The sequence below is a fragment of the Luteitalea sp. genome (genome assembly GCA_009377605.1).
Classification (GTDB): Bacteria; Acidobacteriota; Vicinamibacteria; order Vicinamibacterales; family Vicinamibacteraceae; genus WHTT01.
The window spans coordinates 23747-37949 of record WHTT01000037.1 but is presented as its reverse complement, the minus strand read 5'-3'; the positions used below and the strand labels follow the sequence as shown (position 1 = coordinate 37949).

The following is a 14203-nucleotide window of genomic DNA, read 5'->3' as shown; positions in this document are numbered from 1 at the left end:
GCTGCGCGTGCTCAGCTCTGCGGACGGGCCTCGTCGACAGTCGTTCGAAACGCCAAATCCACTTGTCCAATCGAGATGCGATCACCGTCCTCGAGCGGCCCTTCCTTGATGCGCTCCCCGTTGATGTAGGTGCCGTTCTGAGAGTTGAGGTCGCGTATCGTATAAGCACCCGTGGCCGTGGCCATGATCACGGCATGGCGGCGGGAGACGCCTGGACGCGAAAGCTGGAGCTGATTGTCCGGGGACCGACCGATGTAATTCACAGCTCCCAGCGGATAGTTGATCGACTTCCCCTCGTCCTCGTCGCTCAGCAGCATCGCTTTGGGAACGATGAAGGTCTGCTCGTTGGCTTCGCTCGATTCCAGGGATGCGCCGTCGATGGTGTCTGGTACCGGCGTTTCAGCCGTCCCGTCCACTGGTACTGCGGAACCGCCGTCCACCAGATGGAGGGCGTTCGGCACCTCACGCGTCAGGTCACTCTCTGCCTCCGCCGGCTCTCCATCGATGGGTGTCCCCCCCATACCCTCTTCGTCTGAGGATGACGCAGACTCCGGTAATGGGAGCTCCTGGATCGCCTCCTCGCCAACCGGCAGCTCGGGACAGGCGTCACGAAAGAGCGCTTCCTGCTCGTCGAGGGCCGCCATCTCGCTCGCACACTTCGCCAAGATCTCGTCCGGTTCGCCGACGCGCTCGGCGAGGGCGGCATCGTCGATCTCGCCAATCGCATGGCGAAACTCGACCTCTTCCTTATCGAGCTTGGCGGCATCGTGTGTGCGCTGCACCCGCGCGTAGAGGAGCCGTAGCTTGCGATACTCGGTGCTTGCGCGCACCTTTAGCGGAGCTGCCTGCTCCTCGAGTGCGCGTCGGCGGGTGCTGTAGTCATTGGTCACGCGATCGAACACCGCGGCATCGACCCGGCCCTTGAGCTCGTCGGCTCGGCGGCAGTATGAATCGAGGAGCTCTTCCTGCTTCCTCAGCTCGATGAGCGCCGTGAGGGCCGAGACGTCCACATCCAGGTCTTCGTGCTCCATGCGCCATCCTTGGCCAAAATCGCATTATAGCGGCCCATTCATCCCGGATGAGCTGCCTGCGTCAGCTCGCTTCCGCCTGCCGCCGCGATAGACGGGCGGCTGGGGCGATGAAGTAGAATCCGAGAAATTCGGCGTTCGAGCATCGCCGGGGACCCCATGTCCGGCCTCCCCTCCAGGATCGGCAAGTATACCGTGCACGAGCGGCTGGGTCGCGGCGGGATGGCGGAGGTGTACCTCGCCCACGACGCCAAGCTCGACCGGCTCGTCGCCCTGAAACTGCTGCGGGAATTCGATCACGAGGAGCTCCTGAAGCGCTTCGAGCGAGAGGCGCGCGCGATCGCGCGCTTGGCCCATCCAAATATCGTCACCATTTACGAGCTCGGCGACCACGACGGGCGGCCGTTCATTGCCATGGAATACGTCGCCGGCGAATCGCTGGCCGAGCTCACGCGCCGACGCGCGATCCTTCCACTCGGCTATCGCCTCAAGCTTCTCGAGGACCTCTGCGCCGGTCTTGCGTGCGCCCATCGTGCCGGCATCGTGCACCGCGATGTGAAACCGGCCAACCTCATGGTCGATAACCAGAGCGTGCTCAAGGTGCTCGACTTCGGCATCGTTCGCATGGCGGGGCCCGGTCTGACGCAGATGGGGACGCTCGTGGGCACGGTGAATTACATGTCGCCGGAGCAGGTGTCCGCCGATGCCCTCGACCATCGCAGCGACATCTTTTCGGTAGGTGCGGTCTTCTACGAGATCCTCTCCTACCGACAGGCGTTCAGCGGCACGTTCGTGGAGGTGATCTCCAAGATCATGCACGCCGAGCCGGTACCGATCTCGGAGCTCTGTGTTGATTTGGACGCGGAGCTCGTCACGATGGTCTCGCGTTGTCTGGCCAAGACGCCAGGCGCACGGTATCAGGACCTGCTCACGTTGCGCGCCGATATCGAGCGTGCGCGCCACCGGCTCGAAGGCGAAGGGAGAGACGCGGCGCTCGACGCGACCTACGAGGCGACCATCATCGTCCCGACGCCGACACCGAGCAGACCGCGAAAGCTCGGCCCGCAGCCTGATAACGCCGAGGAGGCCGGGCGCGAGGTCGACACATGGCTCCAACAAGCGGCTGAGCACCTCAGCGCTGGCCAGCTCGCGATGGCCTCCGATTTGATTGGGCGCGCCACGTTGCGCGCCCCGAACCTTCCGCAAGCGTTGGCACTCAGACGCGAGCTCGAGCGCGCGGCAATCGACCAGGAGCGCGCGGAGCAGCGGAATCGTGCCGTGCGGGCATCGCTGCAGCGCGCGCATGCAAAGCTGGAAGACGGTGCCCACGAGTCTGCGTTGAGAGCCATCGCCGAGGCGCTCGTGCTGGACGCCCAGAGCTCCGAAGCGCTCGAGCTCCGGGCACGCGTAGAAGCAGCCATTACTGCCGGGCGGAGACGAGCCCAGGCGCTCCGAGCAGCCGAGGAGGCCGTGAGGCAGGCGCGGGAGCGCTTTGCCAAGGGGGACGTCTCCGGAGCACTTGGCGACCTCGAAGCGTACGCGCCCCCACACGTGGTGGTCACGCAGGCGCTTCAAGAGCTCAGGGCGGAGGTCGCGCAGCGAGAACGGCGTCACGAGGAACAGGCGCTGCAACGACGCGAGGAAGACCACCGAGAGCGCGAGCAGCGTATCTCTGCTGTGCTGGCTGCCACACGAGAAGCCATCCGGGGTCAACGTTTCGACGAAGCCGTGGCGCTGATCGACCAGGCGCCAGAAGACGAGGCGCACGCCTCGGCCGTGGAGGCGCTCCGACGCGCCGCCTCGTCTGGGGCCGAGCGCCTCCGCGTGGCACGGGACGCCGTCGCACGGGCGCGTGCGTTGGCCAACCAAGGGCAGTTGGTTGCTGCGCTCGGCGTGCTGGATGAGAACGGCTTGGACCATCCCCTTGTCTCACACGCACGCCGCGACATTCGACGGGCACGGACGCGCCAGAAGCGGACAGAGCGATGGGAGGCCTTGCGCAGCCGCGGTGTCGGAAGCAGGCGTGCTGTCGGTTACTACGTCAGAGAGCGCATGATCGCCCCTGCGAGGCGCACCGCGGCGGTCGCCGGTGCATACACGCGCAGCGGAAGAGGTCGGGCTGCGGCAGTCGTGCGCAACACACAGCGCCAGCCTGGGCGGCAGGCTGGGCTGCAGACACGCCGCCTTCTGCAAGATCGACGGAGCTTGGTAGTCGTCGGCGCATTGGTCCTGATCGCCGTGGCGGCAATCATGGTGGTTCGCTGGCCTCACGCCGCCCAGTCGGTGCTCCCGACAGCCGCACGGTCGACGACGAGCCGTGCGCCCGCGGAAACGTCGTCGGACACGGTAGAACCGCCGGCGGCGTCATCGACTGTGCCGCCTGACGTCGCTCCGGTGCCAGACCGCCCCACGACTGAGCGCGAGGCGGCACGGCTCGAGGACGAGCGTGAAGCCTCGACGAAGCCGCCAGCCAGTAAACCAAGGCCGCGCGCTTCGGAGAGCGCCCGCGACCGCCAGACGAAAACAGCCTCTGGGGTCGGGGAACCCAGAGAAAGAGACGGTAACGGTTCGGTCTCGCCTCCCTCGGACCGCGAACGCGACACGACCGCTAAGACCGATGACACTCCACGCAAGGGCACGGAGAAGCCCTCCCCCTCACGGGACGCATCGTCGGCTGGTACCGAGCGCGCTTCCCGCGCGTCCAAGCCCGGCACCATGCAGACTACTGAGCGCGCCGCAATTCGTCGCGTGCTGAACGCGTACGAGGAGGCCTACAGCAGCCTGAGCGAAGCCAAGATCCGTGCGCTCCAGCCCGGGTTCGAAGGATTTCCCCAGACCTATGGCACCCTGCTGCGATCGGTCACGCTCACGATTCTCAATCCCTCCATCGAGATTGCTCCAGACGGTCAGAGCGCCACGGTCAAGTGCTTCTTACGCTACGACTACGTCTGGAAGCGCGGAGGCCTGCCGCCCACGGGCTCTCTCAACGTGACCTGGCGCTTGAAGAAGGCCGGGGAATCGTGGGTCATCGTCGACTAGAACTCTTGAGGCACCGAAAACTTGACTCGTTGAGTCAAGTTTCGGGGCGTCGAGTGAGCGTCGGGGAGCGCGGCCGGAGGCCGCGGTCCGCTAGAACACGTAATCGAATCCGACATGCGGGGTGATGTCCGGTTGCAGGCCCGAGTCGTTCATCGGAACGAGGAAGCTCATGTTCAAGAGCAGCGTGCGCGTCACATTGATCTTCCAGCCGAACGCGCCGAGCACGAGGTTCATGTTACCGGTCGTCGTCTCGAACACGAGCTCCTCGTCGCCCTGGAATGGAGTGGACGGCAAGGGCCCCGGGGTGCGGCTCTCGAAGGTCCGGCGACCAACCGTGAAGCGCGGCACATCGCGCAGCGTTCGCCCAACGACATCGAACGCCATCGTCACCCTCGGCAGCACTGCCGCGTTGACGCCAAAGGCATAGTTGATCTCGTCCGGCACGGAGAGATCCTTGACCGCCGAGACATCCGGGGTGTTGGCGTCGTACGGCACATCCGGTGCGCTCACCACCTGGTCCACGAAGGGGCTGACGTTGCCCGACGAGAAGGTGTAGCCGATGTTCACATGCGGGCTGAAACGACCGATCTCGGAAGACCCAATGAGGTAGAACTTTGCCTGCGTCGCTCCCGTGCCGAGCAGGTCGTTGCGGTCGCCCGTGGGGAGCCTGACGTCGAGCCCGGCAGCCACCGCGCCAATCGCATCCCGATAGAGCGCGTACTTCCCACGCAAGACGATGTCGCCGAGACCGGTTGCGCCAGCGCTGCTTCGAACCGTGTTCGTTCCGCCTCCGTGGCCGTCGAAGCTGTGAAGTGGAGGAATGTCCTCTGTTGCGGTCCGCACGATTCCGGCGGTGGCCGTCACATCGAGATTGACGCTCACGATCGGAATGGCCAGCCCGACATCGAAGTCCTCGGTCACGCCATAGGTGCCGAAGAACGCCACACTGTCGGTGTCGACCTGCACTCCCAGCGTGGTCTCCATGAGGTCCCGTTCGAAGAACGGTTCGAGGTCGCTCGGACCGTTGGGATCGGCTGGTCCCTCCGGAGAGCCGCAGCAGTTGTTGTGCTCCAAGTAGAACCGCATGTCGCCCGACCGGAGGTCGACGCCCTCGAACGAGTCGTAAGTGACGTGTTGGTACGTCAGCCCGAAGTTGAACTGGCCTTCGCCGATGGTCAGGGCGCGCTCGGCGAACAACGGCCCGAACGTCGCGCTCATGGGCGTGACGGCGCCGGTCGAGGGATCGACGGTGTAACTGAAGCCGCCGGAGGAGGACGACAGCGGGAATGTGGCGAGCTGGACGGCAATGGCTTTGTTCAGCTCCCCTCGCGCCGCGCTCAGGTTCGCGCCCGCCAAAAAGTGCGCCTCGTGAACAATGGCCTCCGGGATATCAGGCGGCGGCGGTGCGTCGCTGAGCGTGACGGCACGCGCGACGACCGTCTTGAGAAAGCTGGCCAGCGGTTGATTCCGTTCCGCCTGTGATTGCGCGGCGACAGGCGCCGGCAGGATCGTAGACGCGGCGATCGCTAGCGTTGTCAGTCGTGTGGACGTCATACTGCGCTCCTGCCGAGCTGGGGCCAAGCGTGCGCCGCGCATTCTATCAGCTTGCGGGAAAAAGATGCCTGTCATCTTTCCGGGGATTCATGTGAAAAAGATGACAGGCATCTTTTTCCCGATTTGACACACTGCGGGCGCCTCGGCTAGGCTAATCGACGATGTTCGATCGCCCTGTGCTGCACGCTCATCACTACCACTACCGCCTAAGCCGTGGTGCCGGTGATGGCCAGTGTGGAAGACGAGCTTCCCGCAGGTAGCGACAGTCCCGAGATTCTCGCAACCCCGCAGCCTCGCTGGTGACAAGCACTGGCGAGGCTTTTTGCGTTTATGGACTTCAGCAAGCTGGCTGGCCTCATCCCCGCAGTCGTCCAGGATGACGAGAGCAACGAGGTGTTGATGGTCGGCTTCATGAACGAGGAGGCGCTGCAGCACACGCGCGCCACCGGATACGTGACGTTCTTCAGCCGCACGCGCCATGCGCTGTGGACGAAGGGAGAGACGTCTGGCAATCGCTTGCGCGTCAAGCGCGTGCTCGTCGATTGCGACGAGGACACGCTCCTGATTCGTGTCGAGCGCCTCGGTGACGGCAACGTGTGCCACACGGGAGAGCGCAGCTGCTTTTTCAAGGACCTATGACACTCCGCCTCGGCATCCCCAAGGGCTCGCTGCAGGAGGCTACCGTGCAGCTCTTCGCGCGGGCCGGCTTCAACCTTTACGTGAGCGCACGATCGTACTTCCCGGCCAGCGACGATCCGGAGCTGGAGTGCTTGCTGATCCGGGCGCAGGAAATGGCGCGCTACGTGGCGGACGGCGTCCTGGACGCCGGCTTGACCGGCCTGGACTGGATTGCCGAGCATCGCCTTGCGAACGGCGGTCCGGAACTGGTCCGGGTTGCCGAGCTCGTCTACGCCAAGCAGAGCTTCGGCCGCGTGCGCTGGGTGCTCGCAGCGCCCGACGAGTCGCGATTCCGGGAGGCGCGCGACTTCGAGGGTGGAACGATTGCCACCGAGCTTGTCCGCGTCACCGAAGACTACTTCCGGAGGCAAGGTGTGAAGGTCACCGTCGAGTTTTCATGGGGCGCCACCGAGGTCAAGCCGCCCGTCCTGGCCGACGGCATCGTCGAGGCCACCGAGACAGGCTCGACGCTCCGGGCGAACCGGCTGCGCATCATCGATACGGTGATGGAGTCGAACACGCAGCTGGTCGCCAACGAGCAGGCGTGGGCGGACCCGTGGAAGCGCACCAAGATCGAGAATGTCTCGCTGCTGCTCCAGGCTGCCATCGCTGCGCACGGACGTGTCGGCATCATGCTCAACGTCCGCCGGGCGGACTTGGCAAACCTGCTCGCGTTGTTGCCGGCGCTGCGACGTCCCACCATCTCGTCGCTCGCCGATGAGGAGTGGGTGGCGCTCAACACAATCATCGAAGAGCGGACGGTGAGAGATCTCATCCCGAAGCTCAAAGGCGCCGGAGCAGAAGGCATCGTCGAGTATCCCTTGAACAAGATCGTCATGTGAGATGCAAATCATCGTCTCTTCTGACACGCGTGCCGTGGCCCGGCTCATCGATCGCCGCCCGCTCGCGGCTTCCGGCATCGAGCGACGGGTTCGTGCGATCGTGGACGACGTCCGGCGCGGTGGTGATCGAGCGGTGGTGGCGTACGCTCGGCAATACGATCGGATCGATGGCCCGGTTGAGGTGACGCGCGACGAGATCGCGGACGGCGTACGCCGGACACCGCTGCAGGTGCGCCGTGCGCTTGCCACCGCAGCGCGTCACATTCGCCGGGTAGCCAAGGCCCAAGTGCCGCGCGGATGGAAGCTCACCGTGGCTCCTGGCATCGTCGTCGAGCAACGCGTGACCCCGCTTGCACGGGTCGGCTGTTACGTGCCCGGCGGCCGCTATCCCCTCCCGTCGTCGCTGCTGATGACCGCCATTCCGGCGCGTGTGGCGGGCGTCGAGGAGGTGATCGCCGTGTGCCCGCGGCCGCACCCAGTCGTCTTGGCGGCGGCGGCAGCGGCGCGCGTGGACCGCCTCTTTCGGGTCGGCGGCGCGCACGCGGTGGCCGCGCTGGCGTACGGAACCGCGACGATCCCGCGCGTTGACAAGATCGTCGGTCCAGGAAGCACCTGGGTCGCCGCGGCGAAGGCGCTCGTGTCGCGCGAGTGCGCCATCGACTTTCACGCGGGTCCGAGCGAGATCGTTGTCATCGCCAGCGGCAGCGATGCCGCGTGGGTGGCCGCGGATCTCCTCGCGCAGGCGGAGCACGACGTGGATGCCCGCGCGCTGCTGCTGACACCGAGCCGGCGGCTCGCACGCGCGGTCGCGCGCATCGTGGACGAGCGGCTGCCGGCCGACGGACCGGCGGCGGCGGCACTCAAGCGGAACGGCGGGATCGTGCTGACGCGCAGCGTGCGCGAGGCCGTTGCGCTTGCAAATCGCATCGCGCCAGAGCACTTGGTCTGCGAAGACGAAGCTGTCGCCCGCCAGGTGACGGCGGGTACGGTGTTCGTCGGACCGTGGAGCGCCCAGGCCGCAGGCGATTACGCGACAGGGTCGAATCACGTTCTTCCGACCAACGGGGCGGCGCGGTTCCGCGGCGGGTTGAGCGCGTCGGACTTCGTTCGCGTGTCGAGCCTCCAGCGGCTCACGCGAAAGGGGCTCGCCGCCATTGCCCCCACGGTGACGACGCTCGCCGAGGCGGAGGGCCTGCATGGCCACGCCGCATCGATCAAGGTTCGCCTGGATCCCGCCACACGGCCTCGCCAACGGGTGCGCCCATGACGCACGAGTACGAGCGAATCGAGGTGCCGCGCGACGGCTTGCGTCTCCACCTCAACGAGAACACCGGCGGATGCTCGCCGCGGGTGCTCGAGGCGCTGGCGCGCCTCGGTGCCGACGATCTGGCCACATACCCGGACTATGGCTGCGTAGAAGCAGCCGTGGCGGGCTTCTTCGGCGTGGACCCGGCGCGCGTGCTGCTGACCAATGGCCTGGACGAAGGCATCCTCGCCGCAGCAGTGGCCTGGCTTCGGGGCGGCGCGTCCAACGAAGCCGTCATCGTCGAGCCGGCGTTTGGCATGTACGCCGACGCCACCGAGGCAGCCGGTGGGCGCATCGTCACGGTGCCGCCCGATGAGCGGCTTGGTGTGCCGCTGGAGGCCACCCGTGCGGCGGTGACGCCCCAAACAGGGCTGGTGTTCTTCGCGAGCCCGGCCAATCCCAGCGGTCTGCTCGTGCCACGCGACACTATCGCCGGCATCGCAGGAGGATTGCCGCCAGCAGCCGCGCTCTTTCTGGACGAAGCCTACGCCGATTTCGCCGACGACAACTTTCTTCGCGAGCTCGATCGCTGGCCAAACGTTCTCGTGGGACGAACGTTCGCGAAGGCGTACGGCCTCGCAGGCCTTCGGGCGGGCGCGGTCATCGGCAACGCCGAGGCCATTCGCCGCCTGCGACGTATCGTGCCGCCATATAGCCTCAACGCGGTCGTCGCCGCCGTGCTGCCGGTGGCGCTGGACGACCAGCAGTACGTTGCCTGGTACCGCGCACAGGTCGAAGAGTCGCGCGAGCTGATCTACGACGCGTGCCGGCGACTGGGGCTGCGCTATTGGCCAAGCGAGGCGAACTTCGTCCTGGTGCACTTTGGCGAGGCGCTTGCTCGGGTGATCTCCGGTCTGTCCGCCCGGCGCATCTACGTGCGCGACCGGTCATCGCAGCCTGGCTGCGCCGGGTGTGCCCGTATCACTGCCGGTGTCGTGGCCCACACTCAGGCATGTCTGCGGGCGCTCGAAGACGTACTGGCTAGCGGCCCCTAGCCACCAGCTCACTTGAGTGGTCCTCGTAGCGCAGGTCTTTAGGCCTGCCTGCAGAGATTTCGCGCCGCGATTGGCAGGCCTAAAGGCCTGCGCTACGTCTGCCAACGAGGCCAACACAAGTGAGCTCTGGGGATAAAGGGCCGCCCTACCGCCACTGACCACTACTCAGGGGGAACACCATGCGGCGAGCGGTCATTCATCGGCAAACGCGCGAAACCGACGTTCGTGTGTCGCTCGGCATAGAAGGCAAAGGCCGTTATCAGATCAGCACCGGCATCCGCTTCCTCGATCACATGCTGGAGCTGGCGGCGCGCCATGGCGCATTCGATCTCACCGTCGAGGCCAAAGGTGACCTCAACGTCGACCAACATCATACGGTGGAAGATGTTGGCATCGCGCTCGGCGACGCATTCTCCAAAGCGCTCGGGCCTCGTCGCGGGATCAACCGTGCCGGTTACTTCCTGATGCCCATGGACGAGACGCTCGGCGTGGCGGCGATTGATCTCGGCGGGCGCGCGCATGTGGTCGTCGATCTCAACGTGCGCGCGCGGTATGTGGGCGATCTGCAGACCGAGCTGATCCACGATTTCTTCGAAGGGTTCGCGCAAGGCGCCCGCGCCAACGTTCATCTCAAGGTGATGTACGGCCGCTCCAGCCACCATCGCGTCGAAGCGGTGTTCAAGGCGTTCGCGCGCGCCCTCCGGGTGGCGTGCGCTCGCGATCGACAGTTGGCTCGTATGCTCCCGAGCACGAAGGGGCTGCTCTAAGTTCTTGGTCCTTGGCTCTTGGTTCTTGGTCGAGCTCCGGGGTTGACGAGCACGGCGCGTTCGGCGAACGCGCCCTACCATGGCGGTAGGGCCGCCTCGCCGAGGCGGCCGCCAGGGCTGCTGAATCATGATTGCGCTGATTGATTATCGTGCCGGGAATCTGACGTCGGTGCGGAAGGCGCTCGCCTTCATTGGCGCGGAGGTGCGAACACCCCTCACGCCGGAGGATCTGGCGGATGCGGCCGGCATCATCGTGCCTGGCGTCGGCAATTTCGGCGCCACAGCCGCCTTGGACGAGCCGTGGCGCCGGGCCGTCCGCCAGGCCGTCGCCGAGCGCCGGCCGCTGCTCGGGATCTGCCTCGGCCTGCAATGGTTGTTCGAGGGAAGCGAGGAGGCGGCGACTCTTTCGGGCCTCGGCGTGCTCCCCGGTCGGTGCGTCCGCCTCGGCGAAAAAGGGGACAGCCCCCTTTTTCGCTTGAAGGTTCCGCACGTAGGCTGGAACAGCCTGGACCTGCGCGGATCCTCCCGGCTGCTGGAGGGTGTCGTGAGCGGCACGCAGGCGTACTTCACGCACTCCTTCGTCGCGCCACCCAGCACCGCCACCGTGGCACTCACGACTCACGGGGAACCCTTCCCGAGCGTTGTCGAACGCGACCTGGTATTTGGGGTGCAGTTCCATCCGGAGAAGTCCGCCGACGCCGGCCTCCGCATCCTGCGCAACTTCATGGCAATGTGTCTCTGAGCGAGGTCGTTGAAGCCGTGCTTTCGAAACGCATCATCGCCTGTCTCGACGTCCGTGACGGTCAGGTCGTCAAAGGCATCAACTTCGAAGGTCTGCGGACCGCTGGAGACCCCGCTGCGCTCGCTCGCCGGTACAACGAGGAGGGAATCGACGAGCTCGTCATCCTCGACGTCACCGCCACGCTCGAGAAGCGGCGCACCATGGCGGCAACGGTACGTGCGGTGGCGCGCGAGCTCTTCATCCCGCTCGCGGTGGGTGGCGGCATTCGGTCACTCGAGGATGCCGATGCGGCCATCGAGGCTGGGGCCGACAAGGTCAGCGTCAATACCGCTGCGCTCGCGACGCCGTCGCTCATCACCGATCTCGCAGCGCGCTATGGGAGCCAAGCGGTGGTCGTCGCGATCGACGCGCAGTGGCAGGGTGACCGCTTTGCCGTTTACGCCAAGAGCGGCACCGTTGATACCGGTCGCGACGCGGTCGAGTGGGCGCGTGAGGCGGCAACACAGGGGGCGGGGGAAATCCTGCTCACCTCCATCGATCGCGATGGCACACGGCGGGGGTTCGACTGCGCGCTGACCGCCGCCGTGGCGGAGGCAGTATCCATTCCGGTCATCGCCTCTGGCGGCGCCGGAAGCTTCGATCACTTCACTGCGGTCTTCACAGCGGGTCGCGCGGACGCGGCGCTCGCCGCCTCGATCTTCCATTATCGTGAGCACGGCGTCCACGATCTCAAACAGCATCTGGCGCTGGCGGGCATTCCCGTCAGAATGGTCCTTGGTGCGCAGGCGTAAACGGACGCCTCTGAGGTGACGGCCGCCTCGGCGAGGCGGCCCTACCTGGGAAGAGGCGGCGCTACCTCCGAATATGTTGATCCCCTCGATTGATCTCAAAGGTGGCCAGGTGGTGCAGCTCGTCCAGGGACGAACGCTCGCACTCGCGTCCGATGACGTGCAAGCGTGGGCGGACAAGTTCGCCGCCTTCGAGAAGGTGCAGGTGATCGACCTCGACGGCGCCCTCGACAGCGGCAGCAATGACGCGCTCGTTCGAGGGCTCTGCACGAAGCTGCGGTGTCGCGTCGGCGGCGGTATCCGGACGCACGATCGCGCGCGCGCGATCCTCGACGCAGGCGCCACCCACGTCATCGTCGGCTCTTCCCTGTTCAAGAACGGCAACGTGGACACCGCCTTCGCCGCTCATCTCGCGGAGGCGGTGGGCGCCGATCACATCATCGCTGCCGTGGATAGCTTCGAGGGCAAAGTGGTCGTTCGCGGCTGGCGCGAGTCGACAGGCCTCACCGCCGTGGAGGCGGTTCGGACGCTCGAGCCTTACTGCGGCGAGTTCCTCTACACGCACGTCGACACTGAAGGGCTGATGCGGGGCACTGACATGGAAGCCATTCGTCGCGTGCGGGAGGCGACGAGCCGGCCGCTGACCGCCGCTGGCGGCATCACGACCCGTGCCGAAATCGATCTCCTCGATCAGATGGGCGTCGATGCCGTTGTGGGGATGGCCATTTACACCGGTCTGCTGCCGTTGGAATAGCTCCCGCTGCGCTGAGGAAAGCGGTGGCCCGGTGAACGATTTTCTCGATTCAGCTTATCAGTGATAATATATCGCACTAGATCGACATTCATCGCGCCTGATGTAGATTAAGCGCGCCATGGTGAAGATTTTTTTAGATATATGCCATGGGTGATTGGTTCTCGCAGCCAGTGAATCATTTTCACGGACGAGCCCTGCCAGAAGCAGCGCTTCCGGCAGGTTATGCTGCACTCACGGAACGCTTCGATCTGGCGGTTCCGCTCCCCACACGATTAACCGCGATCGCCGAGCGTCATCACCCGGCACTAAACCGTTCCTGGCTGCTGTTGACACCTCGTCATCGTCCGCCCGATACGCTCGAAGGGCAGCTCCTCTTTGCATTGAAGTGGGAAGGCATCGATCTCGGCGTGCTGGCCGCTCTCTTCAAGGCTGTGGAGCCCCGTGAGATCGCCACGGTTGTGCGGGCAACGCCAACGGGCGCCTTCGCGCGGAGGGCTTGGTTTCTCTATGAGTGGTTGACTGGGCGTGAGCTCGAGGTGCCTGATCCCGGTAAGGTTCGAGCCGTGCCGGTAGTCGATCCGGAACAGCAGGTGGCTCTCCAGAAGGGCGCACCGTCACCTCGCCACAAAGTTCTCGACAATCTGCCTGGTGTACACGGCTTCTGTCCAATGATCCGTTGGACACCGAACCTCAAAGCAGCCGTCGCGAAAGGGTTCGACGCTCGCGCTCGCGAGATCATCGGCCGCACGCGAAAAGATCTCATTGCCCGGGCTGCGGCATTTCTTCTGCTCAGCGACTCGAAATCGTCGTTCGCAATTGAGGGTGAGCGCCCGTCGAGCGCCCGAGCGGCGCGGTGGGCCCGCGCGATTGGTGACGCAGGCCGGCATTCGGTCACGATTGACGAACTGGAACGGCTTCAACGCGTGGTGATAGGCGATGCACGATTCGTGAAGCTCGGGCTCCGCAACGAAGGCGGATTCGTGGGGACTCACGACAGAGAGACACAGGAACCTGTGCCGGATCACATCAGCGCACGGCCCCAGGATCTCAAAGGCCTGCTCGACGGCATCATTGCGTACGATGGCCGGTCAGTACGAGGCGGTGTTGATCCTGTGGCTGCTGCTGCTGCGATTGCGTTTGGATTCGTCTATGTCCATCCCTTCGTCGATGGCAACGGCCGGTTACATCGGTGGCTGATCCACCACGTGCTCGGCGCTGCGGGTTACAACCCAACCGGCGTCGTGTTTCCGATCAGTGCGGCGATTCTTCGCCGGATTGACGAATACCGTGCTGTACTGGAGTCGTATTCCGGTGCGGTATTGCCCCTCATTGAATGGCGCGCCACGACCGATAGCAACGTTGAGGTCCTGAACGAGACAGCCGACTACTACCGGTACTTCGATGCGACCGCACACGCCGAATTCTTGTATTCGTGCGTCGAACAGACCATCGAGCGCGACCTGCCAGAAGAGGTTCGCTTCTTGGAAGCGTTCGACAGATTTTCGTCAGCGGTAAAGGAGATGGTCGAGATGCCGGACCGAGAAGTCGAGCGGCTGCGTGGGTTTCTCGCCCAGGGGCATGGACGTCTGTCGAAGCGCGCTCGTGAGCAGGAGTTTCGGGCGCTGACGAACGAAGAAACAACTCGAGTGGAGGCAGTGTACGCCGAGCTCTTTGGAGATTCCGGCTCCAAAGCAGTGTAGCGAGACACCC

12 protein-coding genes are annotated in these 14203 nt (G+C 65.1%); 10 read left to right on the top strand and 2 right to left on the bottom strand.

Translation table 11 applies throughout. The annotated features are described in order from the left end of the window. Positions 1-11: 11 nt before the first annotated feature. Positions 12-1031 carry an FHA domain-containing protein gene (locus GEV06_14100; GenBank protein ID MPZ19027.1) on the bottom strand — a complete coding sequence of 340 codons (1020 nt, stop codon included), beginning with the start codon at positions 1029-1031 and terminating at the stop codon, positions 12-14. A 156-nt stretch (positions 1032-1187) separates the two neighbouring features. On the opposite strand from GEV06_14100, the gene GEV06_14095 reads away from it, so the two are divergent. Then, positions 1188-4067 carry a protein kinase gene (locus GEV06_14095; GenBank protein ID MPZ19026.1) on the top strand — a complete coding sequence of 960 codons (2880 nt, stop codon included), beginning with the start codon at positions 1188-1190 and terminating at the stop codon, positions 4065-4067. Between the two features lie 90 nt (positions 4068-4157). Here GEV06_14095 and GEV06_14090 read toward each other — a convergent pair whose 3' ends face one another. Beyond that, the gene (locus GEV06_14090) at positions 4158-5696 is read right to left on the bottom strand and encodes a hypothetical protein (GenBank protein ID MPZ19025.1); all 1539 of its coding nucleotides are present in this window, start codon (positions 5694-5696) and stop codon (positions 4158-4160) included. A gap of 255 nt (positions 5697-5951) precedes the next feature. Between GEV06_14090 and hisI the strand changes: the two genes are divergently transcribed. From hisI to GEV06_14045, 9 genes are all read left to right on the top strand, one after another. Next, positions 5952-6260: a phosphoribosyl-AMP cyclohydrolase gene (gene hisI / locus GEV06_14085; protein ID MPZ19024.1), complete on the top strand. Its 309-nt coding sequence runs from the start codon at positions 5952-5954 to the stop codon at positions 6258-6260. Beyond that, the gene (locus tag GEV06_14080) at positions 6257-7141 is read left to right on the top strand and encodes an ATP phosphoribosyltransferase (GenBank protein MPZ19023.1); all 885 of its coding nucleotides are present in this window, start codon (positions 6257-6259) and stop codon (positions 7139-7141) included. Before hisI ends, GEV06_14080 begins: the two co-directional genes overlap by 4 nt. Before the next feature lies 1 nt (position 7142). After that, positions 7143-8408: a histidinol dehydrogenase gene (gene hisD / locus GEV06_14075; protein ID MPZ19022.1), complete on the top strand. Its 1266-nt coding sequence runs from the start codon at positions 7143-7145 to the stop codon at positions 8406-8408. Next, on the top strand, positions 8405-9442 hold the full coding sequence (locus tag GEV06_14070; protein MPZ19021.1) for an aminotransferase class I/II-fold pyridoxal phosphate-dependent enzyme: 1038 nt from the start codon (positions 8405-8407) through the stop codon (positions 9440-9442). The genes hisD and GEV06_14070 overlap by 4 nt, the downstream gene beginning before the upstream one ends. Positions 9443-9621: 179 nt before the next feature. Beyond that, a complete protein-coding gene (gene hisB, locus GEV06_14065; protein ID MPZ19020.1) occupies positions 9622-10209 on the top strand; it encodes an imidazoleglycerol-phosphate dehydratase HisB in 588 nt (195 codons plus the stop codon). A 127-nt stretch (positions 10210-10336) separates the two neighbouring features. Continuing rightward, positions 10337-10951: an imidazole glycerol phosphate synthase subunit HisH gene (gene hisH, locus GEV06_14060; GenBank protein ID MPZ19019.1), complete on the top strand. Its 615-nt coding sequence runs from the start codon at positions 10337-10339 to the stop codon at positions 10949-10951. A gap of 17 nt (positions 10952-10968) precedes the next feature. Beyond that, a complete protein-coding gene (gene hisF / locus GEV06_14055) occupies positions 10969-11742 on the top strand; it encodes an imidazole glycerol phosphate synthase subunit HisF (protein MPZ19018.1) in 774 nt (257 codons plus the stop codon). 73 nt (positions 11743-11815) lie between these two features. Continuing rightward, complete coding sequence (locus GEV06_14050) at positions 11816-12493, top strand: 1-(5-phosphoribosyl)-5-[(5-phosphoribosylamino)methylideneamino] imidazole-4-carboxamide isomerase (protein ID MPZ19017.1); 678 nt, start codon at positions 11816-11818, stop codon at positions 12491-12493. A 146-nt stretch (positions 12494-12639) separates the two neighbouring features. After that, positions 12640-14193 (top strand): cell filamentation protein Fic, encoded by a 1554-nt coding sequence (locus GEV06_14045; protein MPZ19016.1) that lies wholly within the window; start codon positions 12640-12642, stop codon positions 14191-14193. Positions 14194-14203: the final 10 nt, after the last annotated feature.

Excerpts from the sequence above, each read along its gene's own strand:
- GEV06_14100 (MPZ19027.1), bottom strand. The coding sequence starts at position 1,031 with ATGGAGCACGAAGACCTGGATGTGGACGTCTCGGCCCTCACGGCGCTC.
- GEV06_14095 (MPZ19026.1), top strand. The coding sequence starts at position 1,188 with ATGTCCGGCCTCCCCTCCAGGATCGGCAAGTATACCGTGCACGAGCGG.
- GEV06_14090 (MPZ19025.1), bottom strand. The coding sequence starts at position 5,696 with ATGACAGGCATCTTTTTCCCGCAAGCTGATAGAATGCGCGGCGCACGC.
- hisI (MPZ19024.1), top strand. The coding sequence starts at position 5,952 with ATGGACTTCAGCAAGCTGGCTGGCCTCATCCCCGCAGTCGTCCAGGAT.
- GEV06_14080 (MPZ19023.1), top strand. The coding sequence starts at position 6,257 with ATGACACTCCGCCTCGGCATCCCCAAGGGCTCGCTGCAGGAGGCTACC.
- hisD (MPZ19022.1), top strand. The coding sequence starts at position 7,143 with ATGCAAATCATCGTCTCTTCTGACACGCGTGCCGTGGCCCGGCTCATC.
- GEV06_14070 (MPZ19021.1), top strand. The coding sequence starts at position 8,405 with ATGACGCACGAGTACGAGCGAATCGAGGTGCCGCGCGACGGCTTGCGT.
- hisB (MPZ19020.1), top strand. The coding sequence starts at position 9,622 with ATGCGGCGAGCGGTCATTCATCGGCAAACGCGCGAAACCGACGTTCGT.
- hisH (MPZ19019.1), top strand. The coding sequence starts at position 10,337 with ATGATTGCGCTGATTGATTATCGTGCCGGGAATCTGACGTCGGTGCGG.
- GEV06_14050 (MPZ19017.1), top strand. The coding sequence starts at position 11,816 with ATGTTGATCCCCTCGATTGATCTCAAAGGTGGCCAGGTGGTGCAGCTC.
- GEV06_14045 (MPZ19016.1), top strand. The coding sequence starts at position 12,640 with ATGGGTGATTGGTTCTCGCAGCCAGTGAATCATTTTCACGGACGAGCC.